This is a genomic window from Pseudomonas sp. GW821-FHT07G10 (assembly GCF_059418545.1).
The window spans coordinates 102,081-127,229 of record NZ_JBWKQB010000002.1; the positions used below are offsets into that span (position 1 = coordinate 102,081).

Annotated in this window: 24 protein-coding genes; 20 read left to right on the plus strand and 4 right to left on the minus strand. The window is 55.8% G+C overall.

Annotation, left to right across the window (positions count from 1 at the left end):
- Positions 1–9 precede the first annotated feature (9 nt).
- Positions 10–729, plus strand: a complete 720-nt coding sequence (locus AC07O1_RS03695; protein ID WP_495087951.1) for a response regulator transcription factor — start codon at positions 10–12, stop codon at positions 727–729.
- 87 nt (positions 730–816) lie between these two features.
- Here the strand turns inward: AC07O1_RS03695 and gyrB are convergent, their stop codons facing one another.
- From gyrB to dnaA, 4 genes are read right to left on the minus strand one after another with little or no spacing between them, the layout of a single operon-like run.
- Positions 817–3,234, minus strand: a complete 2,418-nt coding sequence (gene gyrB, locus AC07O1_RS03700) for a DNA topoisomerase (ATP-hydrolyzing) subunit B (RefSeq protein ID WP_495087952.1) — start codon at positions 3,232–3,234, stop codon at positions 817–819.
- Between the two features lie 4 nt (positions 3,235–3,238).
- Positions 3,239–4,342, minus strand: coding sequence for a DNA replication/repair protein RecF (gene recF, locus AC07O1_RS03705; RefSeq protein ID WP_494991051.1), 1,104 nt, complete (start codon positions 4,340–4,342; stop codon positions 3,239–3,241).
- Positions 4,343–4,362: 20 nt separating this feature from the next.
- Positions 4,363–5,466 (minus strand): DNA polymerase III subunit beta, encoded by a 1,104-nt coding sequence (dnaN, locus tag AC07O1_RS03710; protein ID WP_495010509.1) that lies wholly within the window; start codon positions 5,464–5,466, stop codon positions 4,363–4,365.
- 39 nt (positions 5,467–5,505) lie between these two features.
- Positions 5,506–7,020, minus strand: a complete 1,515-nt coding sequence (gene dnaA, locus AC07O1_RS03715; RefSeq protein ID WP_495087953.1) for a chromosomal replication initiator protein DnaA — start codon at positions 7,018–7,020, stop codon at positions 5,506–5,508.
- Positions 7,021–7,585: 565 nt separating this feature from the next.
- Between dnaA and rpmH the strand changes: the two genes are divergently transcribed.
- The 19 genes from rpmH (at position 7,586) to glmU (ending at position 25,066) form a co-directional block, all read left to right on the plus strand.
- On the plus strand, positions 7,586–7,720 hold the full coding sequence (gene rpmH / locus AC07O1_RS03720) for a 50S ribosomal protein L34 (RefSeq protein WP_003213577.1): 135 nt from the start codon (positions 7,586–7,588) through the stop codon (positions 7,718–7,720).
- Between the two features lie 16 nt (positions 7,721–7,736).
- Positions 7,737–8,138: a ribonuclease P protein component gene (rnpA, locus tag AC07O1_RS03725; RefSeq protein WP_495088186.1), complete on the plus strand. Its 402-nt coding sequence runs from the start codon at positions 7,737–7,739 to the stop codon at positions 8,136–8,138.
- Positions 8,131–8,376 (plus strand): membrane protein insertion efficiency factor YidD, encoded by a 246-nt coding sequence (gene yidD, locus AC07O1_RS03730; RefSeq protein ID WP_074872215.1) that lies wholly within the window; start codon positions 8,131–8,133, stop codon positions 8,374–8,376. Before rnpA ends, yidD begins: the two co-directional genes overlap by 8 nt.
- Before the next feature lie 2 nt (positions 8,377–8,378).
- The gene (yidC, locus tag AC07O1_RS03735) at positions 8,379–10,061 is read left to right on the plus strand and encodes a membrane protein insertase YidC (RefSeq protein WP_494991048.1); all 1,683 of its coding nucleotides are present in this window, start codon (positions 8,379–8,381) and stop codon (positions 10,059–10,061) included.
- A 79-nt stretch (positions 10,062–10,140) separates the two neighbouring features.
- The gene (gene mnmE / locus AC07O1_RS03740) at positions 10,141–11,511 is read left to right on the plus strand and encodes a tRNA uridine-5-carboxymethylaminomethyl(34) synthesis GTPase MnmE (protein ID WP_494991047.1); all 1,371 of its coding nucleotides are present in this window, start codon (positions 10,141–10,143) and stop codon (positions 11,509–11,511) included.
- 577 nt (positions 11,512–12,088) lie between these two features.
- Entirely contained in the window at positions 12,089–13,981 is a 1,893-nt protein-coding gene (mnmG, locus tag AC07O1_RS03745) for a tRNA uridine-5-carboxymethylaminomethyl(34) synthesis enzyme MnmG (protein WP_495087954.1), read from the plus strand.
- Positions 13,978–14,622: a 16S rRNA (guanine(527)-N(7))-methyltransferase RsmG gene (gene rsmG, locus AC07O1_RS03750; RefSeq protein WP_494991045.1), complete on the plus strand. Its 645-nt coding sequence runs from the start codon at positions 13,978–13,980 to the stop codon at positions 14,620–14,622. Before mnmG ends, rsmG begins: the two co-directional genes overlap by 4 nt.
- A gap of 18 nt (positions 14,623–14,640) precedes the next feature.
- Complete coding sequence (locus AC07O1_RS03755) at positions 14,641–15,438, plus strand: ParA family protein (protein ID WP_494991044.1); 798 nt, start codon at positions 14,641–14,643, stop codon at positions 15,436–15,438.
- A gap of 9 nt (positions 15,439–15,447) precedes the next feature.
- The gene (locus AC07O1_RS03760) at positions 15,448–16,320 is read left to right on the plus strand and encodes a ParB/RepB/Spo0J family partition protein (protein WP_495087955.1); all 873 of its coding nucleotides are present in this window, start codon (positions 15,448–15,450) and stop codon (positions 16,318–16,320) included.
- A 148-nt stretch (positions 16,321–16,468) separates the two neighbouring features.
- A complete protein-coding gene (locus tag AC07O1_RS03765) occupies positions 16,469–16,876 on the plus strand; it encodes a F0F1 ATP synthase subunit I (RefSeq protein WP_494991042.1) in 408 nt (135 codons plus the stop codon).
- Positions 16,877–16,892: 16 nt separating this feature from the next.
- Positions 16,893–17,762, plus strand: coding sequence for a F0F1 ATP synthase subunit A (gene atpB, locus AC07O1_RS03770; RefSeq protein WP_494991041.1), 870 nt, complete (start codon positions 16,893–16,895; stop codon positions 17,760–17,762).
- A gap of 135 nt (positions 17,763–17,897) precedes the next feature.
- Positions 17,898–18,155, plus strand: a complete 258-nt coding sequence (atpE, locus tag AC07O1_RS03775; protein ID WP_019694395.1) for a F0F1 ATP synthase subunit C — start codon at positions 17,898–17,900, stop codon at positions 18,153–18,155.
- 58 nt (positions 18,156–18,213) lie between these two features.
- The gene (locus AC07O1_RS03780) at positions 18,214–18,684 is read left to right on the plus strand and encodes a F0F1 ATP synthase subunit B (RefSeq protein WP_494991040.1); all 471 of its coding nucleotides are present in this window, start codon (positions 18,214–18,216) and stop codon (positions 18,682–18,684) included.
- A 12-nt stretch (positions 18,685–18,696) separates the two neighbouring features.
- Positions 18,697–19,233 carry a F0F1 ATP synthase subunit delta gene (locus AC07O1_RS03785; RefSeq protein WP_495010506.1) on the plus strand — a complete coding sequence of 179 codons (537 nt, stop codon included), beginning with the start codon at positions 18,697–18,699 and terminating at the stop codon, positions 19,231–19,233.
- 21 nt (positions 19,234–19,254) lie between these two features.
- Positions 19,255–20,799 (plus strand): F0F1 ATP synthase subunit alpha, encoded by a 1,545-nt coding sequence (gene atpA, locus AC07O1_RS03790; RefSeq protein ID WP_494991038.1) that lies wholly within the window; start codon positions 19,255–19,257, stop codon positions 20,797–20,799.
- 50 nt (positions 20,800–20,849) lie between these two features.
- Complete coding sequence (atpG, locus tag AC07O1_RS03795) at positions 20,850–21,710, plus strand: F0F1 ATP synthase subunit gamma (RefSeq protein ID WP_494991037.1); 861 nt, start codon at positions 20,850–20,852, stop codon at positions 21,708–21,710.
- A 27-nt stretch (positions 21,711–21,737) separates the two neighbouring features.
- Positions 21,738–23,114 (plus strand): F0F1 ATP synthase subunit beta, encoded by a 1,377-nt coding sequence (gene atpD / locus AC07O1_RS03800; protein ID WP_494991036.1) that lies wholly within the window; start codon positions 21,738–21,740, stop codon positions 23,112–23,114.
- Positions 23,115–23,158: 44 nt separating this feature from the next.
- A complete protein-coding gene (locus tag AC07O1_RS03805) occupies positions 23,159–23,584 on the plus strand; it encodes a F0F1 ATP synthase subunit epsilon (RefSeq protein WP_494991035.1) in 426 nt (141 codons plus the stop codon).
- A gap of 114 nt (positions 23,585–23,698) precedes the next feature.
- Positions 23,699–25,066 carry a bifunctional UDP-N-acetylglucosamine diphosphorylase/glucosamine-1-phosphate N-acetyltransferase GlmU gene (glmU, locus tag AC07O1_RS03810; protein WP_495087956.1) on the plus strand — a complete coding sequence of 456 codons (1,368 nt, stop codon included), beginning with the start codon at positions 23,699–23,701 and terminating at the stop codon, positions 25,064–25,066.
- Positions 25,067–25,149 lie beyond the last annotated feature (83 nt).

The following is a 25,149-nucleotide window of genomic DNA, read 5'->3' on the forward strand; positions in this document are numbered from 1 at the left end:
CTACCCTGCATGCGTGTCGCAATATTGGATGACGAGCCCGCCGAGCTACGGCGGGTGGAACAGACACTGCGACAGATCCCGGCCACGAGAGAACAACCCTGGACGTTGCACAGCTTTGAACGAGGCGAAGATTTACTGCGTCAGTTACGACGAGAAACATTCGATCTGTTGATCCTCGACTGGCAACTGCCCGACCTCAGTGGTTTGTCACTGCTGCGCTGGACTCGCGAACACATGGAAGCGCCACCAGCTGCGATCATGCTCACTAGCCGCGACGCGGAGAGCGACATCGTTCAGGCACTGAATGCCGGAGCCGACGATTACGTCAGCAAGCCGTTCCGACCCAACGAGCTCAAGGCGCGGGTGTCGGCTGTATTGCGCCGGCATGGCCTGCAACGTTCAACGGCTAACGAAGTGCAGAGCTTCAATGATCTCGAATTCGACGATGCTGAATTGACCGTCACCCGTGCCGGTAAGCCCATCAGTTTTACCGAGCGCGAATACCGTCTGGCACGCTGCCTGTTTGCCAACCTGGGCCGCCCGTTATCCCGGGAATATCTCTACGAGCGTTTCTGGACCCATGAAGAAATGGTGTCTTCTCGTCCTCTGGATACGCATATCTATCGATTGCGAAACAAGCTAGGCCTGACCGCTGATCGAGGCTGGCAGCTGCTGACCATTTACGGTTACGGCTATCGACTTGAAAGCATCCCTCCCGCGAGCGAGTAGGGCGCAAGCTTCTTCAGTGACATCAACTAACGCATAAAAAAGCCAACGCTGAGCGTTGGCTTTTTTATTTCAGCAGATCACACCTGATCAGAAGTCCAGGTTGGACACCGCCAAGGCGTTGGTTTCGATGAAGTCACGACGTGGCTCAACCGCATCACCCATCAGGGTGTTGAAGATCTGGTCGGCACCGATGGCATCTTCAATCGTCACTTTCAGCATACGACGCACGCTTGGGTCCATGGTGGTTTCCCAAAGCTGGTCCGGGTTCATCTCACCGAGACCTTTGTAGCGCTGGATGGTGTGACGCTTGGTGCTTTCAGCCATCAACCAGTCCAAAGCTTCCTTGAACTCGGTGACGGCTTTCTTGCGCTCGCCGCGTTGAATATAAGCGCCTTCGTCCAGCAAGGTGCTCAATTGAGCGCCAAGGGTGACGACCGTCTTGTAGTCATTGCTGCCGAAGAAGTCGCGGTTGAAGGTGATGTAATTCGACAGGCCGTGGGAGATCAGTTCGACCTCTGGCAGCCAGACGTTACGCTCACGGTCTTCACGCAGGCTGGCTTTGTAGATCAGGCCGGATTTCTCCACAGTGCGCAGACGGACTTCGTACTGGGCCAGCCAATCCTGCATTGCTGCGTGATCGGACAGTTGATCCATGCTCACCGCTGGCAGGTAGATGAAGTGCTCGGTCAGTTCCTGTGGATACAGGCGCGACAAACGCTTGAGAGTCTTCATCACCATGCGGAAGTCATTCACCAGACGCTCAAGCGCTTCACCGGAAATACCCGGAGCTTCTTCGTTCAGGTGCAGGCTCGCGTCTTCAAGCGCCGACTGCGTCATGTACTCTTCCATGGCGTCGTCGTCTTTGATGTATTGCTCTTGCTTGCCTTTCTTCACTTTGTACAACGGTGGCTGAGCGATATAGATGTAGCCACGCTCGATCAGCTCAGGCAACTGACGGAAGAAGAAGGTCAGCAGCAATGTGCGGATGTGCGAACCGTCGACGTCAGCATCGGTCATGATGATGATGTTGTGGTAACGCAACTTTTCGATATTGTACTCGTCGCGACCGATGCCGCAGCCCAGCGCAGTGATCAAAGTGCCAACCTCTTGCGAGGAAATCATCTTGTCAAAGCGGGCTTTTTCAACGTTAAGGATCTTACCTTTCAGAGGCAGAATCGCTTGAGTCTTGCGGTTACGTCCCTGCTTGGCGGAACCGCCAGCAGAGTCACCTTCCACCAGGTACAGCTCGGAAAGGGCAGGGTCTTTCTCCTGGCAGTCAGCCAGTTTGCCCGGCAGACCGGCGATATCCAGCGCACCTTTACGACGGGTCATCTCACGGGCTTTACGCGCCGCTTCACGAGCACGTGCGGCGTCGATCATCTTGCCGACAACCAGCTTGGCTTCGTTAGGGTTTTCCAACAGGAAGTCGGAGAAGTACTTGCCCATTTCCTGTTCGACAGCGGTCTTCACTTCGGAAGAAACCAGCTTGTCTTTGGTCTGGGAGCTGAACTTTGGATCTGGCACCTTGACCGAAATAATCGCCGTCAAACCTTCACGGGCATCGTCACCGGTGGTCGCGACTTTATGTTTCTTCGCCAGACCTTCCGCTTCGATGTAGGTATTCAGGTTACGGGTCAGCGCCGAACGGAACCCCACCAGGTGAGTACCGCCATCGCGTTGCGGGATGTTGTTGGTGAAGCACAACAGGTTCTCGTTGAAGCTGTCGTTCCACTGCAGGGCAATTTCTACGCCGATGCCATCTTCACGCTGGACGTTGAAGTGGAACACCTGATTGACCGCAGTCCGGTTGGTATTCAGGTATTCAACGAACGCACGCAGACCGCCTTCGTACTTGAACAGTTCTTCCTTGCCGCTGCGTTCATCCTTGAGGACGATACCGACACCGGAGTTCAGGAAAGACAGTTCACGAATCCGCTTGGCCAGAATATCCCAGCTGAAGTGGATGTTCTTGAAGGTGTCAGCCGAAGGCTTGAAGTGGATCTGGGTACCTGTGGATTCGCTCTCACCGACGATTTTCATCGGCTCTTGAGGAACACCGTGAACGTAGGTTTGTTCCCAGATCTTGCCGCTGCGACGAACCGTCAGCACCAGCAACTCGGAAAGAGCGTTCACTACCGAGACACCTACACCGTGCAAACCGCCGGAGACTTTGTAGGAGTTGTCATCGAACTTACCGCCGGCGTGCAGTACGGTCATGATGACCTCGGCTGCCGAAACGCCTTCTTCTTTATGCACGTCTACCGGAATGCCGCGACCGTTGTCGCGTACAGTGATGGACTCGTCCGGGTGGATAATAATGCTGATGTCGTCGCAATGGCCGGCCAAAGCTTCGTCGATCGAGTTATCGACCACCTCGAACACCATGTGGTGCAGACCGCTGCCATCGTCGGTGTCACCAATGTACATACCGGGACGTTTGCGTACGGCATCCAGGCCTTTCAGCACTTTGATGCTGGTTGAGTCGTACGTATTTTCTTCGCTCATGCCTTCACTCCCGATGGTCGTGGGTCTGGGTGATACGGCCCTGTTCCACGTGGAACAGAGCAACTGGCGTTTCCGTCTGCCAGCCTTCCCTCAATAATTCGTGGTCTACACAGGTGATAAACACCTGGCAGCGTAAGTCTTCCAACAAGCGGCAAAGTGCGCGGCGGTGCTGCTCGTCCAGTTCGGACGGCAAGTCATCCACTAGATAAATACATTGGCCACGCCGGGCTTGGCTGACCAAATGCCCTTGGGCAATCCGCAACGCACAGACCACCAACTTCTGCTGACCGCGGGACAAGATATCCGCGGCGTTATGTGCGCCCAATCTAAGACGCAAATCAGCACGTTGTGGTCCGGCCTGGGTGTGTCCCATTTGCTGATCCCGATGAAGGGATGTGGCGAGCACTGCACTCAGCTCTCGCTCCTTATCCCAGCCTCGGTAATAGCTAAGCGTTAAGCCCTCGAGCTCAACCAGTTCGCTTAAGGTCTGTTCAAAGACTGGTTTCAAGGCTTTGATATAAGCGCGGCGGTATTCATCAATTTCAGCGCTGGCCTGGCACAGTTCCCTGTCCCAAACCGCTTGCGAAACGGCGTCAAGTGTACCATGCCGCAGCCATGAGTTTCGCTGCCGAAGGGCCTTCTGCAGCCGCTGCCAAGTGGACATGAAACGTGGTTCCACGTGGAACACACCCCAGTCCAGAAACTGTCGGCGGATTTTTGGAGCGCCTTCCAACAATCGGAAGCTGTCCGGATTGATCAATTGCAATGGCAGTATTTCAGCCAGCTGCGCCGCACTGCGAGCGTTCTGCCCGTCGATGCGGATTTGAAACTCCCCTTGGCGATCACGGGAAATCCCCAAGGCGCTGTGCCCACCCTCAGCCAATTCAACCTGACCAAACACGGTGCACGCCAATTGCTCATATTGAATAACCGGCAACAGACGGGCACTGCGGAACGAACGAGCGAGCCCTAGCAGATGGATGGCTTCCAGAACGCTGGTTTTGCCGCTGCCGTTGGCGCCGTAAAGAATGTTGATGCGAGGGGAAGGGGAGAAGGTCACCGGGTGCAAATTGCGCACCGCGGTGACCGAGACGCGACTGAGGGACATCTAGCTTCTGCTGAACATGATTACAGGCGCATCGGCATAACAACGTAAGCCGAGTCGTCGTTATCAGACTCTTGTACCAACGCACTGCTGTTGGAGTCGGACAGAATCAAACGTACTTGTTCAGTAGTCATCACGCCCAACACATCTAGCAGGTAGCTCACGTTGAAACCGATTTCCAGCGAGCCGCCGTTGTACTCCACACCGACTTCTTCTTCGGCTTCTTCCTGCTCAGGGTTATTCGCCTGGATCTTCAACTGGCCGTTGGCCAATTGCAGACGAATACCACGGTACTTCTCGTTGGAGAGGATCGCAGTACGGCTGAACGCTTCACGCAACGCCTGACGATCGCCCAGAACGAGTTTGTCACCGCCTTTAGGCAGAACGCGCTCGTAGTCCGGGAACTTGCCGTCGACCAGTTTTGAAGTGAAGGTGAATTCACCGGTGGTCGCACGGATGTGATGCTGACCCAGTACGATGCTTACCAGCCCCTCAGGCTCTGTCAGCAAGCGAGCCAGCTCCAGAATACCTTTGCGCGGCACAATCACCTGGTGGCGATCGGTCTGGCCAATATCGGCTTGCATCGAGCACATCGCCAGACGGTGACCGTCGGTAGCCACCGCGCGGATGATGCCGGCGGACACTTCGAGCAACATACCGTTGAGGTAGTAGCGAACGTCCTGCTGAGCCATGGCGAAGCTGGTGCGTTCGATCAAACGACGCAGTTTGCTTTGCGCAAGTGTGCAGGTCAGCGAACCTGGGCCTTCTTCGACAGTCGGGAAATCATTGGCTGGCAACGTGGACAAGGTGAAGCGGCTACGGCCGGCTTTCACCACAAGCTTCTGCTCGTCGACCTTGATATCGATCAAGGCGTCGTTTGGCAGGCTCTTGCAGATATCCATCAGCTTGCGTGCAGGAACGGTAATTTCTCCTGACTCGGCAGGCTCTTCGAGTTGCACGCGACCGACCAGCTCGACTTCCAGGTCAGTACCGGTCAGCGACAGTTGCTGGCCTTCGACAACCAACAGCACGTTGGAAAGCACCGGCAAGGTCTGTCGGCGCTCAACGACGCCTGCGACCAGTTGCAGGGGTTTCAACAGGGCTTCGCGTTGAATGGTGAAATGCATGGTCTAGTCCCTTGCCTTAATAAGCTGCGCTGGTCTTCATCAAGTGGTCAGTGTACGCAGCAGGTTCTTGTAGTCCTCGCGGATGTCCGCGTCGGATTCCTTGAGCTCGTTGATCTTGCGGCATGCGTGCAAGACCGTGGTGTGATCTCGGCCACCGAACACATCGCCGATTTCCGGCAGACTGTGGTTGGTCAGCTCTTTGGACAATGCCATCGCTACCTGGCGTGGACGTGCGACCGAGCGCGAACGACGCTTGGACAGCAGATCGGAAATCTTGATCTTGTAGTACTCGGCGACAGTGCGCTGAATATTATCCACAGATACAAGCTTATCTTGCAGTGCCAGCAGGTCTTTCAGGGATTCACGAATCAACTCGATGGTGATGTCGCGACCCATGAAGTGCGAGTGGGCGATAACACGTTTAAGTGCACCCTCCAGCTCACGTACGTTGGAGCGAATACGCTGGGCAATAAAGAACGCAGCGTCATGGGGCAGATCGACTTTGGCCTGATCGGCTTTCTTCATCAGAATCGCAACGCGGGTTTCCAGTTCCGGCGGCTCCACGGCAACCGTCAACCCCCAACCGAAGCGCGACTTCAAACGCTCTTCAAGCCCTTCAATCTCTTTAGGGTAACGGTCACTGGTAAGAATGACCTGCTGGCCACCTTCAAGCAGTGCGTTGAACGTGTGGAAGAACTCTTCCTGGGAACGTTCCTTGCGGGCGAAGAACTGGATGTCATCGATCAGCAGCGCATCGACCGAACGGTAGAAGCGCTTGAACTCATTGATTGCGTTGAGCTGCAACGCTTTGACCATGTCCGCGACGAAGCGCTCGGAATGCAGGTACACAACCTTGGCATTCGGGTTCTTCTTTAATAGATGGTTACCCACAGCATGCATCAAGTGGGTTTTACCCAGACCAACCCCACCATAAAGGAAGAGCGGGTTATACCCATGCTTGGGATTATCCGCGACCTGCCAGGCAGCAGCCCGGGCCAATTGGTTGGACTTACCTTCGACGAAATTCTCGAAGGTGAAGGTGCGGTTCAGGTAACTGGTGTGCTTTAGCGCGCCTTCAACCTGCACGGTGCGCTGCTCGGAGCGTACCGGGGCTTGTTGCGAGCTGGCGCCGGCCATTGGGTCGAAGCTGTCGCGAGAAGGCTCTTCACTGACCTGGGCAACCTTTTGCGTAGCGCGTTTGGCTGGCGCAGTCGGCACCGGGGCATTGACCACAGGTGTCGCCGCAGCCTGGGCTTGAGACGCCGCCGCAGCCAAAGGTGCATTAGGCGCAGCACGAGGTGCCGAGCTGCGTTTGCTACCTATTAATAAGGAAAGCGCAGGCGCCAGGCCATTGCCATGCTCATCAAGTAGCTCGAGCACGCGGCCCAGGTACTTTTCGTTGACCCAATCGAGAACAAAACGATTCGGTGCGTAGACACGCAACTCGTCGCCCTCGGCTTCGACCTGTAGTGGACGGATCCAGGTGTTGAATTGCTGGGCAGGCAGCTCATCGCGCAGAAGCTCCACGCACTGCTGCCAAAGTTCCACTGACACGGATATCCCCTAAGTTGAAAGCCGGTGAGGCAAAAACAGCCGCCATTGTAGCGGCCAGACGCACACTTATCCACATGTAGGTTGCTGACAGGTCATGAAGAATCAACGCCTTATCCATAAAAAACACGACCAATGGTATGTGTATAAGCTCTGTGGATAAGCCCGCCTGAGCTCGTTGTACAAGTGGGGGGCAAACCCGGTGGATAACCTGCCTGTGGATAACATGGCATTCCACACACAGCTTATCCGATAGCGCAGCACAGGCAGAACACCGTTTCTCACCATGGTTGTCATTCTCTGTACATCAAGTGATGCAAGGCCTGAAGGTACTTATCCACAGATGCCGGCTACCCTAGCTTTTATAAGCTTTACAGAAAAGCTTTAAATAATTCCCTTCTTTATTTCTATATCTGGTCACCCTCTGTCAGACGGCAAAAACCCACAGACATCTAATTTAAGGAAAAGCTGGTTGGAAATTGACCTAGAGGCTTGCTTTCTCTAGAATCGCCGGTCTCTTAAAACGGGGGCCATTCCGGCCCGTTGTGGACGAACCAGGTAACACGACATGAAACGTACTTTCCAACCAAGCACCATCAAACGCGCCCGTACTCACGGCTTCCGTGCTCGCATGGCTACCAAAAACGGCCGTGCAGTCCTGTCGCGTCGCCGCGCCAAAGGTCGTGCGCGTCTGGCAGTTTGATAATCCGGTACTGGTGGTGAGTCAGGACTTCAGTCGGGAAAAGCGTCTGCTTACACCCCGGCATTTCAAGGCAGTCTTTGACTCCCCCACCGGCAAGGTTCCGGGGAAAAATCTCCTGCTCCTTGCGCGTAACAACGATCTGGATCACCCCCGTCTGGGGTTAGTGATCGGCAAGAAGAGCGTAAAGCTCTCCGTTGAGCGCAATCGCCTCAAACGTCTGATGCGCGAATCGTTTCGCCTCCACCAGGATTATCTGGTCGGTTGGGACATCGTTATCGTCGCGCGCAAAGGTTTGGGTGACGTAGAAAACCCCGAATTGATTCAGCATTTCGGCAAACTCTGGAAACGTCTGGCACGCAGCAAGCCGGTACCAGCAGTCAAAACCGAAACTGTAGGGGTAGACAGTCCCGATGCGTAAACTGGCACTCGTTCCGATCCAGTTTTACCGCTATGCCATTAGTCCTCTGATGGCCAGTCACTGTCGTTTCTACCCCAGTTGTTCCTGCTACGCGTACGAAGCCATAGAAAATCATGGCCTTCTGCGCGGTGGCTGGCTGGCCTTTCGTCGTTTAGGTCGCTGTCATCCGTGGAATCCCGGTGGTTATGACCCGGTTCCATCTATCCCTACCTCCCGTTCTTCTTCGATGGCCGAGTAATCATGGATATTAAACGCACGATCCTGATCGTCGCCCTGGCAATCGTGTCCTACGTTATGGTTCTTAAATGGAACCAGGACTATGGTCAGGCTGCCCTGCCGACTCAGAATGTTGCCGCCAGTACTACCGCACCGGGCCTGCCGGAAACGGCGACTGGCAATAACGCCTCCGTTAGTGACGACATTCCACGCGCGGCAAGCGATACCAGTGCACCAGCCGAAGCTCCAGTGGCTGCAAGCAAAGACCTCATCCAGATCAAAACGGATGTGCTCGACCTGGCTATCGATCCACAAGGTGGTGATATCGCCCAGCTGAAGCTGCCGCTGTATCCACGTCGTCAGGATCACCCGGAAATTCCATTCCAGCTGTTCGATAACGGCGGTGAGCGGACCTATCTGGCGCAAAGCGGTCTGATCGGGACCAACGGTCCGGATGCCAGTTCATCGGGTCGCCCGGTATTCTCGTCCGAGAAGAAGACTTATCAACTGGCTGACGGTCAGGACCAACTGATCGTCGACCTGAAATACAGCGCCGGTGGCGTCAACTACATCAAGCGCTTCACCTTGAAGCGTGGTCTGTACGATGTAGGCGTTTCCTACCTGATCGACAACCAAAGCGCTCAGCCTTGGTCCGGTGCAATGTTCGCGCAATTGAAGCGTGACAACAGCGCCGATCCTTCTTCCAGCACTGCTACCGGCACCGCTACTTACCTGGGCGCTGCCCTGTGGACAAGTTCCGAGCCGTACAAGAAAGTGTCGATGAAGGACATGGACAAAGGCTCGCTGAAAGAAACCGTTCAAGGTGGTTGGGTTGCCTGGTTGCAGCACTACTTCGTGACTGCGTGGATTCCGGCGAAAGGCGAAAGCAACATCGTCCAGACCCGTAAAGACAGCAAAGGTAACTACATCATTGGTTACACCGGCCCGGCGTTGACCGTTGCGCCAGGCGCCAAGGCTGAAACGACCGCTACGCTTTATGCCGGTCCGAAAAGCCAGGCCGTACTGAAAGAGTTGTCCCCAGGCCTGGAATTGACTGTCGACTACGGCATTCTGTGGTTCATTGCCCAGCCGATCTTCTGGTTGCTGCAACATATCCACGCGCTGGTCGGTAACTGGGGCTGGTCGATCATCTTCCTGACCATGCTGATCAAAGGGCTCTTCTTCCCGCTGTCGGCAGCCAGTTACAAATCCATGGCACGCATGCGTGCAGTAGCGCCGAAATTGGCGGCTCTGAAAGAGCAACATGGTGATGACCGGCAGAAACTGTCGCAGTCGATGATGGAGTTGTACAAGAAAGAGAAGATCAACCCGCTGGGTGGATGCTTGCCGATTCTTGTGCAAATGCCGGTTTTCCTCTCGCTGTACTGGGTTCTCCTGGAAAGCGTGGAAATGCGCCAGGCACCCTTCATGCTGTGGATTACTGACCTGTCGATCAAGGATCCGTTCTTCATTCTGCCGATCATCATGGGCGCTACCATGTTCATCCAGCAGCAGTTGAACCCGACTCCTCCGGATCCGATGCAGGCCAAGGTGATGAAGCTGATGCCTATCATCTTCACCTTCTTCTTCCTGTGGTTCCCGGCTGGTCTGGTGCTGTACTGGGTGGTCAACAACTGCCTGTCGATCACACAACAGTGGTACATCACGCGTAAGATCGAAGCTGCTACCAAAAAAGCCGCTGCGTAACTTACTCTGTTGATAACCACTGAAAACGCCCCCTAGTGGGGCGTTTTGCTATCTGTCACTTTTGTCTGGATATTGGGTTATGAGCGTCCCTCGTGAAACCATCGCTGCCGTCGCTACCGCTCAAGGTCGTGGCGGTGTGGGCATCGTCCGAATCTCCGGGCCGCTCGCAAGCATCGCCGCGAAAGCCTTCAGCGGCCGTGAACTGAAACCGCGTTTTGCGCACTACGGCCCGTTCCTCAGCGAGCAGGACGAAGTTCTGGATGAAGGCATTGCCCTATATTTCCCGGGGCCGAATTCATTTACCGGCGAAGACGTGCTCGAGCTCCAGGGCCACGGTGGTCCGATCGTGCTCGATATGCTGCTTCAGCGCTGTCTGCAATTGGGCTGCCGTCTGGCCCGTCCGGGGGAATTCAGCGAACGAGCGTTTCTTAACGACAAACTCGACCTGGCTCAGGCTGAAGCCATCGCCGACCTGATTGAAGCCAGTTCTACACAGGCCGCACGAAATGCGTTGCGTTCGTTGCAAGGCGCGTTTTCGCAGCGTGTGCATAACCTCACGGAACAGCTGATCAGCCTGCGTATCTATGTCGAAGCGGCGATTGATTTCCCGGAGGAGGAAATCGACTTCCTTGCCGATGGCCATGTGTTGAAGATGCTCGATACTGTGCGTGACGAGTTATCAACAGTACTGCGTGAAGCCGGGCAAGGGGCATTGCTGCGTGATGGCATGACCGTAGTGATCGCCGGTCGGCCAAATGCCGGCAAATCCAGCCTGCTCAATGCGCTGGCCGGGCGCGAAGCGGCGATCGTCACGGAAATTGCCGGAACCACTCGGGATATCCTCCGCGAACATATCCACATTGATGGCATGCCGCTGCATGTGGTCGATACTGCAGGGTTACGCGACACCGATGACCAGGTCGAAAAAATTGGCGTCGAGCGAGCTCTAAAGGCTATTGGTGAAGCTGATCGGATCTTGTTGGTGGTCGATGCCACCGCCCCCGAAGCCCTTGATCCGTTTTCGCTGTGGCCTGAGTTCCTGGAGCAGCGGCCGGATCCGGCAAAAGTAACCTTGATTCGCAATAAGGCCGACCTGACGGGGGAAGCGATCGCGCTGGAAGTCAGTGAGGATGGCCACGTGACTATCAGCCTGAGCGCCAGGTCTGCCGGCGAAGGCCTGGAGTTGCTTCGCGATCACCTCAAAGCTTGCATGGGCTATGAGCAGACCTCGGAAAGCAGTTTCAGTGCTCGCAGGCGACATCTGGAAGCTTTGCGCCATGCCAGTACCTCACTCGAGCATGGTCGTGCGCAATTGACCCTTGCTGGTGCTGGTGAGCTTCTGGCGGAAGATTTGCGTCAGGCCCAGCAGGCTTTGGGTGAGATTACCGGTGCATTCAGTTCCGATGATCTGCTTGGCCGTATCTTTTCCAGCTTCTGCATCGGCAAATAACCTCACCACTCCCTCTGCAGGAGCCAAGCTTGCTCGCGAAGCGGCCTATCTGACAAACCGCATCGCATCGATCGCTGGCAAGCCAGGCTCCCACCTCTGCACATTTCTCCAAATTATTTAAACCGCAGGCGGCATCGACTGCTTCGGTGGTTTCGCCGTGGGTGGAATTTGTTCCATTCAGCGCTTTTCTGTGGATTAAGCCCTGTGAATAACCGCCCTTAGGCTCAGTTGATAACAGGGCCAGAAAACTGAGGAAAACCCCGCCTGTGGACAACCATCACTTTTACCCACAGGCTTAAACCGGTTATCCAAGGGCCTCATTGCCACCTGACCACAGACTTATAAATCTCTGTACACATTGAAAACAAAGGCCTGTATAGATCTATCCACAGAAAACAGGCTCAGTAGAAATAAACATAAAAACAAAGATTTAATAAATCTCTCTCTTTTAATTTCTATTATCTGTGATTCATCCACAGCTGGTTAAATTTTGTGCAAAGGGTTCTTTAAGAAGGTCGAAGTCCCTATACTTGCCGGTCTATCCGAATAACCCATAGAAGCAGGCACGAGGTGCGTGGTGGATTTCCCTTCCCGTTTTGAAGTGATCGTCATCGGCGGCGGTCATGCCGGTACCGAGGCTGCACTTGCGTCAGCACGCATGGGGGTAAAAACCCTGCTGCTTACGCATAACGTGGAAACCCTCGGAGCAATGAGCTGCAATCCCGCGATTGGCGGGATCGGCAAGAGCCATCTGGTCAAGGAAATCGATGCCCTTGGTGGCGCGATGGCCATGGCTACCGATAAAGGTGGTATTCAGTTTCGTGTGTTGAACAGCCGCAAAGGCCCAGCCGTGCGCGCTACTCGCGCCCAGGCCGACCGCGTTCTGTACAAGGCCGCTGTACGCGAGACTCTCGAGAACCAGCCGAACCTGTGGATATTTCAACAGGCTGCCGATGACCTGATCGTTGAACAGGAACAAGTGCGTGGTGTTGTCACCCAAATGGGCCTGCGTTTCTTCGCAGACTCCGTGGTGTTGACCACTGGCACCTTCCTCGGCGGACTTATCCACATCGGGATGCAGAATTATTCCGGCGGTCGTGCCGGCGATCCACCGTCGATCGCCCTGGCACATCGTCTGCGTGAACTGCCTTTGCGCGTGGGTCGCCTGAAAACCGGTACGCCACCGCGTATCGATGGCCGCTCTGTGGATTTCTCGGTAATGACCGAGCAACCCGGCGATACGCCGATTCCGGTGATGTCGTTCCTGGGGTCCAAAGAACAGCATCCAGCGCAGGTCAGTTGCTGGATTACCCACACCAATGCCCGTACACACGAGATCATCGCCTCGAACCTCGATCGTTCGCCGATGTATTCCGGGGTAATCGAAGGTATCGGTCCGCGTTACTGCCCGTCGATCGAAGACAAGATCCACCGCTTTGCCGACAAGGAAAGCCACCAGGTCTTCATCGAACCGGAAGGATTGACCACTCACGAGCTGTACCCGAACGGGATATCCACATCCTTGCCGTTTGATGTGCAGCTGCAGATCGTGCAATCGATCCGTGGCATGGAAAACGCTCACATTGTTCGCCCGGGCTACGCCATCGAGTACGACTACTTCGATCCGCGAGACCTGAAGTACAGCCTGGAAACCAAAGTCATCGGCGGTCTGTTCTTCGCCGGGCAGATCAACGGCACCACCGGTTACGAAGAAGCCGGTGCCCAGGGTTTGCTGGCCGGCACCAACGCGGCACTGCGTGCCCAGGGCAAAGACAGCTGGTGCCCGCGTCGCGACGAGGCATACATCGGCGTATTGGTCGACGACCTGATTACCCTGGGTACTCAGGAACCGTACCGGATGTTCACCTCCCGCGCCGAATACCGCTTGATCCTGCGCGAAGACAACGCGGACCTGCGTTTGACCGAAAAAGGTCGCGAATTGGGTCTGGTGGATGACGTGCGTTGGGCGGCTTTCTGCAAGAAACGCGAAAGCATCGAGCTGGAAGAACAGCGTCTGAAAAGTACCTGGGTTCGCCCTGGCACCGAACAAGGCGATGCAATCTCTGAAAAATTCGGCACGCCGCTGACTCACGAATACAACTTGCTGAACCTGCTGACCCGTCCGGAAATCGACTACGCTGGTCTGATCTCGGTGACTGGCGCGGGCACGGAAGATCCGCAAGTTGCCGAGCAGGTTGAAATCAAGACCAAATACGCCGGCTACATTGATCGCCAGCAAGATGAAATCGCTCGCCTGCGGGCCAGCGAAGACACCAGGTTGCCTGTGGATATCGATTACACGAACATCTCGGGGCTTTCCAAAGAGATTCAAAGCAAGCTCGGCGCGACCCGCCCGGAGACCCTGGGCCAGGCTTCGCGGATTCCGGGCGTTACCCCGGCAGCGATTTCGCTGTTGATGATTCATTTGAAAAAACGCGGCGCGGGCCGTCAGTTGGAGCAAAGCGCTTGAGTTCGTTGGTCACCTCGCAACACGCCGAAGAGTTATCCACAGGCGCTCGCCAGCTGGGTGTCAGCCTGACAGACGCCCAACATGCGCAGCTGCTGGACTACCTGGCCCTGTTGATAAAATGGAACAAGGCTTACAACCTCACGGCAGTACGTGATCCGGACGAAATGGTTTCACGGCATTTGCTCGACAGCCTGAGCGTGATGTCCTTCATCGAAAACGGTCGCTGGCTGGATGTCGGTAGCGGCGGCGGGATGCCTGGCATCCCGTTGGCAATCCTGTTTCCCGAGTCACAAGTGACCTGCCTGGACAGCAACGGCAAGAAAACCCGTTTTCTGACCCAGGTCAAACTCGAACTAAAACTGGATAACCTGCAAGTTATCCACAGTCGCGTCGAAGCCTTCCAGCCTGAACTGCCATTCAACGGGATCATTTCCCGGGCGTTCAGCAGTATGGAGAACTTCAGCAACTGGACTCGCCACTTAGGCGATAGCGACACACGTTGGCTGGCAATGAAGGGCGTTCATCCTGCGGATGAGCTGGTAGCATTGCCGGCAGACTTCCACCTCGATAGCGAACACGCCCTGGCCGTACCTGGTTGCCAAGGCCAACGCCATCTGCTGATACTGCGCCGCACGGCATGATTGGGAACACAAGCAAGAATGGCTAAGGTATTCGCGATAGCGAACCAAAAGGGTGGTGTGGGCAAGACCACCACCTGCATCAACCTCGCAGCATCCCTGGTCGCGACCAAGCGTCGGGTGCTGTTGATCGATCTCGATCCACAGGGCAACGCCACCATGGGTAGCGGTGTGGATAAACACGGCCTGGAAAATTCGGTCTATGACCTGCTGATCGGTGAATGCGATCTGGCCCAGGCCATGCATTTTTCCGAGCATGGCGGTTATCAACTGCTACCGGCCAACCGCGATCTGACTGCGGCAGAAGTCGTTCTGCTGGAAATGCAGATGAAAGAAAGCCGTCTGCGCAGCGCCCTGGCGCCGATCCGTGAGAATTACGATTACATTCTGATCGACTGCCCGCCATCGCTGTCGATGCTCACGCTCAACGCTCTGGTGGCTTCCGATGGCGTGATTATCCCCATGCAGTGCGAGTATTTCGCACTGGAAGGTCTGAGCGACCTTGTGGATAACATCAAGCGTATCGCTGAGCTGTTGAACCCGAACCTGAAAATCGAAGGCTTGCTGCGGACCATGTATGACCCGCGTCTGAGCCTGATGAACGACGTTTCAGCCCAGCTCAAGGAACACTTCGGTGAGCAGCTGTACGACACTGTGATTCCGCGCAACATTCGTCTGGCCGAAGCACCGAGTTATGGCATGCCGGCTCTGGCGTACGACAAACAATCCCGTGGCGCGCTGGCCTATCTGGCCCTGGCGGGCGAGATGGTTCGTCGCCAACGCAAAAACTCACGCACTGCCGCTGCTCAGGCAACTTAAGGAATCCCCATGGCCGTCAAGAAACGAGGTCTCGGACGTGGACTGGATGCACTGCTGAGTGGTCCGACTGTCAGCTTGCTGGAAGAGCAGGCGGTGCAGGCAGATCAGCGTGAGCTGCAGCACTTGCCGTTGGACCTGATTCAACGTGGCAAATACCAGCCACGTCGGGACATGGATCCACAAGCGCTGGAAGAACTGGCTCAGTCGATCAAGGCACAGGGTGTGATGCAGCCGATTGTGGTTCGCCCGATCGGTGGTGGTCGCTTTGAAATCATTGCTGGCGAACGCCGCTGGCGTGCCAGTCAACAAGCCGGTCAGGAAACCATCCCGGCGATGGTGCGCGATGTGCCGGATGAGACCGCGATCGCCATGGCGCTGATTGAGAACATCCAGCGCGAAGACCTCAACCCTATCGAGGAAGCGGTCGCCCTGCAGCGCTTGCAGCAGGAATTCCAGCTGACTCAGCAGCAAGTCGCCGAGGCGGTGGGTAAATCCCGCGTGACCGTGGCCAACTTGCTGCGCTTGATCACATTGCCTGAAGTAATCAAGACGATGCTGTCCCATGGTGACCTGGAAATGGGTCATGCACGTGCATTGCTGGGTTTGCCGGAAAATCAACAGATTGAAGGGGCGCGACACGTTGTCGCACGTGGCCTGACTGTTCGCCAGACTGAAGCCCTGGTTCGCCAGTGGTTGAGTGGTAAACAGGAGCCTGCCGAACCCACCAAACCTGACCCTGATATTGCCCGTCTCGAGCAGCGTCTGGCTGAGCGCCTGGGCTCTGCGGTGCAGATCCGCCACGGAAAGAAGGGCAAAGGACAGTTGGTCATCGGCTATAACTCACTCGATGAGTTGCAAGGCGTTCTCGCACACATCCGCTGAAACAGATCCATATGTAGCGCGCAGACGGAAATCACTACCTGGCAGTTGAATAGGGGCAGAACCGCCCCTATACTCTGCGCGCATTTTGTCGGCACAAATTATGCCAAGTTATTGAATTTTGGTAGCCGGCCCTTGGGGGGCAATAGTGATGGAAAGCCGCACGCCAAACCGCTTGCCGTTCCATCGCTTGGCGGTATTTCCGGTGTTATTGGCTCAATTTGTCGTTTTGCTGCTCGCCGCTTTGGCGCTCTGGCGATGGCATGGAGTCGTAGCCGGATACTCGGGACTCTGCGGAGGACTGATAGCCTTGCTGCCCAATGTGTATTTCGCTCACAGGGCATTTCGGTTTTCCGGCGCCCGAGCAGCTCAAGCCATCGTCCGGTCTTTTTATGCTGGCGAGGCGGGCAAACTGATTTTGACGGCTGTGCTGTTTGCACTGACGTTTGCAGGTGTGAAGCCATTGGCGCCATTAGCTGTATTTGGCGTCTTCGTGCTGACCCAACTGGTCAGCTGGTTCGCTCCCCTGCTAATGAAAACAAGACTTTCGAGACCTTAGGGCGTTTGAGGCAACCATGGCAGCAGAAACCGCTTCGGGCTATATCCAGCACCACTTGCAGAACCTGACCTTCGGTCATCTACCTAACGGTGGCTGGGGTTTTGCCCACACCGCAGCAGAAGCCAAAGAAATGGGCTTCTGGGCATTCCACGTCGATACCCTCGGCTGGTCTGTTGCGTTGGGTCTGATTTTCGTCCTTCTTTTCCGCATGGCGGCAAAGAAGGCGACTTCCGGTCAACCAGGTGCTTTGCAAAACTTTGTTGAAGTTCTGATCGAGTTCGTCGACGGCAGCGTGAAAGACACCTTTCACGGCCGTAACCCGTTGATCGCGCCATTGGCCCTGACGATTTTTGTCTGGGTATTCCTGATGAACGCTATCGACCTGGTACCGGTCGACTGGATTCCTAAACTGGCCGCAATGATTTCCGGGGACCAACATCTGGTCTTCCGCGCCGTTGCGACCACTGACCCGAACGCGACTCTGGGCATGTCCCTGTCGGTGTTCGCGTTGATCATTTGCTATAGCATCAAGGTCAAGGGCATCGGCGGTTTCATCGGCGAACTGACCCTTCACCCGTTCGGCAGCAAGAACATTTTCGTTCAGGCTCTGCTGATTCCGGTGAACTTCCTGCTTGAATTCGTGACGCTGGTTGCCAAACCGATCTCTCTGGCACTGCGTCTGTTCGGCAACATGTACGCTGGCGAGCTGGTGTTCATCCTGATCGCTGTCATGTTCGGCAGCGGCCTGCTCTGGCTCAGCGGCCTGGGCGTGGTGCTGCAATGGGCGTGGGCTGTATTCCACATCCTGATCATCACCCTGCAAGCGTTTATCTTCATGATGCTCAGCATCGTCTATCTGTCGATGGCGCACGAAGAGAACCATTAAGACCCGCCTGGCGAGTCTGATGACCCTCTCGTTTTGGCGCGAGGGTGCCCATTGGGGCTGATGTATCAAACGATTTTGTTTTACCGCTTTAATCTAAAAAACCTAAACCATACGACGTAAAAGTCGGGAGGAAAGATGGAAACTGTAGTTGGTCTAACCGCTATCGCTGTTGCACTGTTGATCGGCCTGGGCGCACTGGGTACCGCAATTGGTTTCGGCCTGTTGGGCGGCAAGTTCCTGGAAGGCGCAGCGCGTCAGCCAGAAATGGTTCCAATGCTGCAAGTTAAAATGTTCATCGTTGCCGGTCTGCTCGACGCCGTAACCATGATCGGCGTTGGTATCGCTCTGTTCTTCACCTTCGCGAACCCTTTCGTTGGTCAACTCGCTCACTAATTACTCGGTTCTTCGAGTTGAGCAAGTGTGATGGACAACGAACGAGCGAGGTGTTGGCGTGAACATTAATGCAACCCTGATTGGCCAGTCCGTTGCGTTCTTCATTTTTGTACTGTTTTGCATGAAGTTCGTGTGGCCTCCGGTCATCGCGGCTTTGCACGAACGTCAGAAGAAGATCGCGGATGGACTGGACGCTGCCGCCCGAGCAGCTCGCGACCTGGAATTGGCCCAAGATAAAGTGGGTCAACAACTGCGCGAAGCAAAAGCTCAGGCAGCCGAAATCATTGAGCAAGCCAAGAAACGCGGTAATCAGATCGTCGATGAGGCTGTTGATAAAGCCCGTGTCGATGCTGAACGTGTGAAGGTTCAGGCTCAGGCCGAGATCGAGCAGGAACTGAATGGTGTCAAAGACGCGCTGCGTGCCCAACTGGGTGCTCTGGCCGTTGGCGGTGCCGAGAAGATCCTGGGTGCCACAATCGATCAAAACGCGCACGCGGAGCTGGTTAACAAACTGGCTGCTGAAATTTAAGCGAGGGCGATCATGGCAGAACTGACCACGTTGGCCCGACCTTACGCTAAGGCAGCCTTCGAGCACGCCCAGGCCCACCAGCAGCTGGCCTCTTGGTCAGCCATGCTCGGCCTGGCTGCAGCAGTGTCGCAAGACGACACCATGCAGCGCGTGCTCAAGGCCCCGCGACTGACGAGCGCAGACAAGGCCACCACGTTTATTGACGTGTGTGGCGAGAAGTTTGATGTGAAGGTACAGAACTTCATTCACGTTGCAGCCGAGAACGACCGTCTTCAGCTTTTGCCGGAGATCGCCGCTCTGTTTGACCTGTACAAGGCCGAACAAGAGAAATCGGTAGACGTGGAAGTCACCAGTGCTTTTGCATTGAACCAAGAACAGCAAGACAAACTCGCCAAGGTTCTCAGTGCACGACTCGACCGGGAAGTGCGCCTGCAAGTTGCGGAGGATGCCACCCTTATCGGTGGTGTCATCATTCGCGCCGGCGACCTGGTTATCGATGGCTCGATTCGCGGCAAACTCGCGAACCTTGCCGAAGCATTGAAATCTTGAGTTTGAAGGGGCAGCAGAGCAATGCAGCAACTCAATCCTTCCGAAATAAGTGAAATTATCAAGGGCCGCATCGACAAGCTCGATGTGACCTCCCAAGCCCGTAACGAAGGCACTGTCGTCAGCGTATCTGACGGTATCGTGCGGATTCACGGTCTGGCCGACGTCATGTACGGCGAGATGATCGAGTTTCCGGGCGGCGTCTTCGGTATGGCCCTCAACCTGGAGCAAGACTCTGTAGGCGCTGTTGTATTGGGCTCTTACCAGTCTCTGGCTGAAGGCATGAGCGCCAAGTGCACTGGCCGCATCCTCGAAGTTCCAGTTGGTAAGGAACTGCTGGGTCGCGTAGTCGACGCACTGGGTAACCCAGTTGACGGCAAAGGTCCGCTGAACAACACCGAGACCGATGCGGTCGAGAAAGTTGCACCAGGCGTGATTTGGCGTAAGTCGGTAGACCAGCCTGTACAGACTGGCTACAAGGCTGTCGATGCCATGATCCCTGTCGGCCGTGGCCAGCGTGAGCTGATCATCGGTGACCGTCAGATCGGTAAAACCGCTCTGGCGATCGACGCGATCATCAACCAGAAAAACAGCGGCATCTTTTGCGTCTACGTAGCAATCGGTCAGAAACAATCGACCATCGCTAACGTGGTTCGCAAGCTGGAAGAAAACGGCGCCCTGGCAAACACCATCATCGTGGCTGCCAGTGCTTCCGAATCTCCTGCGCTGCAATTCCTGGCACCGTACTCCGGTTGCACCATGGGCGAATACTTCCGCGACCGCGGTGAAGACGCGCTGATCGTTTATGACGATCTCTCCAAGCAAGCAGTGGCCTACCGCCAGATTTCCCTGCTGCTGCGCCGTCCACCAGGCCGTGAAGCTTACCCAGGCGACGTGTTCTATCTCCACTCCCGTCTGCTGGAGCGTGCATCCCGCGTTTCGGAAGAGTACGTAGAGAAGTTCACCAACGGTGCCGTGACTGGCAAGACCGGTTCTTTGACCGCTCTGCCAATCATTGAAACCCAGGCTGGCGACGTTTCCGCGTTCGTTCCGACCAACGTGATTTCCATCACCGACGGTCAGATCTTCCTGGAATCGGCCATGTTCAACTCCGGGATCCGTCCGGCTGTGAACGCCGGTGTTTCGGTATCCCGTGTGGGTGGTGCCGCTCAGACCAAGATCATCAAGAAGCTTTCCGGTGGTATCCGTACCGCTCTGGCTCAGTACCGTGAACTGGCTGCATTCGCCCAGTTCGCTTCTGACCTGGACGAAGCCACTCGCAAGCAGCTTGAGCATGGTCAGCGCGTTACCGAGCTGATGAAGCAGAAGCAATATGCGCCGATGTCCATCGCCGACATGTCGTTGTCCCTGTATGCCGCTGAACGTGGCTTCCTGGTTGACGTCGAGATTCAAAAAATCGGTAGCTTCGAGCAGGCCATGATTGCTTACTTCAACCGCGATCACGCCGATTTGATGGCGAAGATCAACGTGAAGGGTGACTTCAATGACGAAATCGACGCTGGCCTCAAAGCCGGTATCGAAAAGTTCAAGGCCACCCAAACCTGGTAAGCCGCAGCGGGGGCCGAGAGGCTCCCGCTTGCTAACCTGATAGGTGTTACATGGCAGGCGCAAAAGAGATTCGCAGTAAGATTGCGAGCATCAAAAGCACGCAAAAGATCACCAGCGCCATGGAAAAAGTGGCGGTCAGCAAAATGCGCAAGGCACAAATGCGCATGGCTGCTAGCCGTCCTTACGCGGAGCGCATCCGCCAGGTTATTGGTCATCTGGCCAACGCCAACCCGGAATATCGCCACCCGTTCATGATCGACCGCGAAACCAAGCGCGTCGGTTATGTTGTAGTGAGCAGTGACCGTGGTTTGTGCGGTGGTTTGAATACCAACCTGTTCAAGGCTTTGATCAAGGACATGGCGGTAAACCGCGAACGCGGCGTAGAGATCGATCTGTGCGTGGTCGGCAGCAAAGGTGCGGCATTTTTCCGCAACTTCGGCGGTAACGTAGTCGCTGCTATCAGCCACCTGGGTGAAGAGCCGTCGATCAATGATCTGATCGGCAGCGTCAAGGTGATGCTCGATGCCTACCTGGACGGCCGTATTGACCGCCTGTCCGTGGTATCCAACAAGTTCATCAACACCATGACGCAACAGCCTACCGTGGAGCAGTTGATTCCATTGGTGGCGACCCCGGAAAAAGAACTCAAGCATCACTGGGACTACCTCTACGAACCAGACGCCAAAGAGCTGCTTGACGGCTTGATGGTGCGCTACGTGGAGTCGCAGGTGTACCAGGCGGTGGTCGAGAACAACGCAGCTGAACAAGCAGCGCGGATGATCGCGATGAAGAACGCTACTGACAACGCCGGTGATTTGATCAGCGATTTGCAGCTGATCTACAACAAGGCGCGTCAGGCTGCGATCACCCAAGAGATCTCGGAAATCGTCGGCGGCGCTGCCGCGGTTTAACGGTTCAAATATTCAGAGGATCCAGCTATGAGTAGCGGACGTATCGTTCAAATCATCGGCGCCGTTATCGACGTGGAATTTCCACGCGACAGCGTACCGAGCATCTACAACGCGCTGAAAGTACAAGGCGCGGAAACTACCCTGGAAGTTCAGCAACAGCTGGGCGACGGCGTAGTTCGTACCATTGCGATGGGTTCCACCGAAGGCTTGAAGCGCGGTCTGGGCGTTATCGACTCCGGCGCAGCCATCTCCGTACCGGTCGGTAAAGCGACTCTGGGCCGGATCATGGACGTTCTGGGCAACCCGATCGACGAAGCAGGCCCGATTGACACCGAAGAGCGCTGGGGCATTCACCGCCCTGCGCCATCCTTCGCTGAACAAGCTGGCGGCAACGACCTGCTGGAAACCGGTATCAAGGTTATCGACCTGGTTTGCCCGTTCGCCAAGGGTGGTAAAGTCGGTCTGTTCGGTGGTGCCGGTGTAGGCAAAACCGTAAACATGATGGAACTGATCCGTAACATCGCCATCGAGCACAGCGGTTATTCCGTGTTCGCCGGTGTGGGTGAGCGTACCCGTGAGGGTAACGACTTCTACCACGAGATGAAGGATTCCAACGTTCTGGACAAAGTTGCACTGGTTTACGGTCAGATGAACGAGCCGCCGGGTAACCGTCTGCGCGTAGCACTGACTGGCCTGACCATGGCCGAGAAGTTCCGTGACGAAGGTAACGACGTACTGTTGTTCGTCGACAACATCTATCGTTACACCCTGGCCGGTACTGAAGTATCCGCACTGCTGGGCCGTATGCCTTCGGCAGTAGGTTACCAGCCGACCCTGGCTGAAGAGATGGGCGTTCTGCAAGAACGTATCACTTCGACCAAGGAAGGTTCGATCACTTCGATCCAGGCGGTATACGTACCGGCGGATGACTTGACCGACCCGTCGCCAGCGACCACCTTCGCCCACTTGGACGCCACCGTCGTACTGTCCCGTGACATCGCTTCCCTGGGTATCTACCCAGCGGTCGATCCACTGGACTCGACTTCGCGCCAGCTGGACCCGATGGTTATCGGCCAGGAACACTACGACACCGCTCGCGGCGTGCAGTATGTGTTGCAGCGCTACAAAGAGCTGAAGGACATCATTGCGATCCTGGGTATGGACGAGCTGTCGGAAGCCGACAAACAGTTGGTAAACCGTGCTCGTAAGATCCAGCGCTTCTTGTCGCAGCCGTTCTTCGTGGCTGAAGTCTTCACCGGTGCTTCGGGTAAATACGTTTCCCTGAAAGACACCATTGCTGGCTTCAAAGGCATCCTCAACGGTGACTACGACCACCTGCCAGAACAAGCGTTCTACATGGTCGGCAGCATCGAAGAAGCGATCGAGAAAGCCAAAAAACTGTAATCCCGGCGCCCGGCAACGGGCGCTAATCAGGTTGAGGCAAGCAGATGGCTATGACAGTCCATTGCGATATCGTCAGCGCGGAAGGAGAAATCTTTTCCGGTCTGGTCGAGATGGTGATCGCGCACGGCAGCCTGGGTGATCTTGGTATCGCTCTAGGTCACGCTCCGCTGATCACTGAACTGAAGCCGGGTCCGATCCGCCTGATCAAACAGGGTGGGGAAGCCGAGGTGTTTTACATCTCCGGTGGTTACCTCGAGGTTCAGCCGAACATGGTCAAGGTTCTTGCCGACACTGTGCAACGTGCTGCCGACCTGGACGAAGCCTCCGCTCAGGAAGCCGTAAAGGCTGCCGAGAAGGCCCTGCATGAAAGAGGCGCGGAGTTCGATTACGGTTCTGCTGCCGCTCGTCTGGCCGAGGCTGCAGCTCAGCTGCGCACCGTCCAGCAGATCCGCAAGAAGTTCGGCGGCTAAGCCATCAGCTTTTTGTGTGATTGATTAAAAAGGGTAGCCTCGGCTACCCTTTTTCTTTTTGTGCAATTCACTTTCTGGTCACAGCCGCTGACCACCCAGGATTGGTAGCCAGTCATGTCTCTCGAAATCGTTATTCTCGCTGCCGGTCAAGGCACTCGCATGCGTTCGGCACTGCCGAAAGTTCTCCACCCGGTCGCGGGCAATTCCATGCTTGGTCATGTTATCCACAGCGCCCGGCAACTTGATCCACAGCGCATCCACGTAGTCATCGGCCATGGTGCCGATGTGGTGCGCGAACGTTTCGCCGCAGACGATCTGAATTTCGTCTTGCAGGACAAGCAGCTCGGCACGGGTCACGCCGTCGCTCAGGCTTTGCCGTTTCTGACAGCTGAAAATGTGCTGATCCTTTACGGTGATGTGCCACTGATTGAAGTTGAGACGCTCCAGCGTCTGCTGAAGAAAGCCAGCCCTGAACAACTCGGACTGTTGACCGTAACCCTGGCAGACCCGACCGGTTACGGCCGGATCGTCCGCGATGCCGAGGGTAACGTCACTGCCATTGTCGAACACAAGGATGCCTCTGACGCCGAGAAGGCCATTTGCGAAGGCAACACCGGGATTCTCGCGGTGCCTGGCGCGCGTTTGGCTGATTGGCTGGGCCGCTTGTCGAACAACAACGTCCAGGGCGAGTACTACCTGACCGATGTGATCGAAATGGCGGTCAACGACGGTCTGGTCGTCGCCACCGAGCAACCCCATGACGCCATGGAAGTGCAGGGCGCCAACGATCGCAAGCAACTCGCTGAGCTGGAACGCCATTACCAATTGCGCGAAGGTCGTCGCTTGATGGCGCTGGGCGTGACGTTGCGTGATCCGGCGCGCCTTGATGTGCGTGGCGAAGTCAGTGTCGGTCGTGATGTGCTGATCGACATCAACGTGATTCTCGAAGGTCGGGTGGTCATCGAAGATGACGTGGTCATCGGTCCGAACTGCGTGATCAAAGACAGCACCCTGCGCAAAGGTGCGGTAATCAAGGCCAATAGTCATATCGAAGGTGCAGTCATGGGCGAGGGCAGTGATGCCGGCCCGTTTGCTCGACTGCGTCCGGGGACTGTGCTGGAAGCCCGCGCCCATGTGGGTAACTTTGTAGAGTTGAAGAATGCCCACCTGGGCGAAGGCGCGAAGGCTGGTCATTTGACCTATCTGGGCGACGCAGAGGTTGGCGCGCGCACCAATATTGGCGCTGGCACCATCACGTGCAACTATGACGGTGCTAACAAGTTCAAGACGATACTGGGCGAAGACGTATTCATCGGCTCCAACAACTCGTTGGTGGCGCCTGTGGATATCTCATCTGGAGCGACCACGGCGGCGGGTTCGACCATTACTTCTGACGTGGGTGTCGAACAGTTGGCAGTCGGCCGCGCTCGTCAGCGCAATATCGATGGCTGGAAACGGCCGGTGAAAATCAAGAAGAGCTGAGTTATCCACAGAGCGTTTAGGATTCGGCGTCTGTGGCGCTCATGAGATAGCTATCGCGGGCAAGCCTCGCTCCTAGAGACGTT

Excerpts from the sequence above, each read along its gene's own strand:
- mnmE (WP_494991047.1), top strand. The coding sequence starts at position 10,141 with ATGAGCGTCCCTCGTGAAACCATCGCTGCCGTCGCTACCGCTCAAGGT.
- yidC (WP_494991048.1), top strand. The coding sequence starts at position 8,379 with ATGGATATTAAACGCACGATCCTGATCGTCGCCCTGGCAATCGTGTCC.
- AC07O1_RS03785 (WP_495010506.1), top strand. The coding sequence starts at position 18,697 with ATGGCAGAACTGACCACGTTGGCCCGACCTTACGCTAAGGCAGCCTTC.
- atpD (WP_494991036.1), top strand. The coding sequence starts at position 21,738 with ATGAGTAGCGGACGTATCGTTCAAATCATCGGCGCCGTTATCGACGTG.
- dnaN (WP_495010509.1), bottom strand. The coding sequence starts at position 5,466 with ATGCATTTCACCATTCAACGCGAAGCCCTGTTGAAACCCCTGCAACTG.
- atpB (WP_494991041.1), top strand. The coding sequence starts at position 16,893 with ATGGCAGCAGAAACCGCTTCGGGCTATATCCAGCACCACTTGCAGAAC.
- AC07O1_RS03695 (WP_495087951.1), top strand. The coding sequence starts at position 10 with ATGCGTGTCGCAATATTGGATGACGAGCCCGCCGAGCTACGGCGGGTG.
- AC07O1_RS03765 (WP_494991042.1), top strand. The coding sequence starts at position 16,469 with ATGGAAAGCCGCACGCCAAACCGCTTGCCGTTCCATCGCTTGGCGGTA.
- AC07O1_RS03760 (WP_495087955.1), top strand. The coding sequence starts at position 15,448 with ATGGCCGTCAAGAAACGAGGTCTCGGACGTGGACTGGATGCACTGCTG.
- rpmH (WP_003213577.1), top strand. The coding sequence starts at position 7,586 with ATGAAACGTACTTTCCAACCAAGCACCATCAAACGCGCCCGTACTCAC.
- atpG (WP_494991037.1), top strand. The coding sequence starts at position 20,850 with ATGGCAGGCGCAAAAGAGATTCGCAGTAAGATTGCGAGCATCAAAAGC.
- atpE (WP_019694395.1), top strand. The coding sequence starts at position 17,898 with ATGGAAACTGTAGTTGGTCTAACCGCTATCGCTGTTGCACTGTTGATC.
- glmU (WP_495087956.1), top strand. The coding sequence starts at position 23,699 with ATGTCTCTCGAAATCGTTATTCTCGCTGCCGGTCAAGGCACTCGCATG.
- AC07O1_RS03805 (WP_494991035.1), top strand. The coding sequence starts at position 23,159 with ATGGCTATGACAGTCCATTGCGATATCGTCAGCGCGGAAGGAGAAATC.
- atpA (WP_494991038.1), top strand. The coding sequence starts at position 19,255 with ATGCAGCAACTCAATCCTTCCGAAATAAGTGAAATTATCAAGGGCCGC.
- yidD (WP_074872215.1), top strand. The coding sequence starts at position 8,131 with ATGCGTAAACTGGCACTCGTTCCGATCCAGTTTTACCGCTATGCCATT.
- AC07O1_RS03755 (WP_494991044.1), top strand. The coding sequence starts at position 14,641 with ATGGCTAAGGTATTCGCGATAGCGAACCAAAAGGGTGGTGTGGGCAAG.
- gyrB (WP_495087952.1), bottom strand. The coding sequence starts at position 3,234 with ATGAGCGAAGAAAATACGTACGACTCAACCAGCATCAAAGTGCTGAAA.
- recF (WP_494991051.1), bottom strand. The coding sequence starts at position 4,342 with ATGTCCCTCAGTCGCGTCTCGGTCACCGCGGTGCGCAATTTGCACCCG.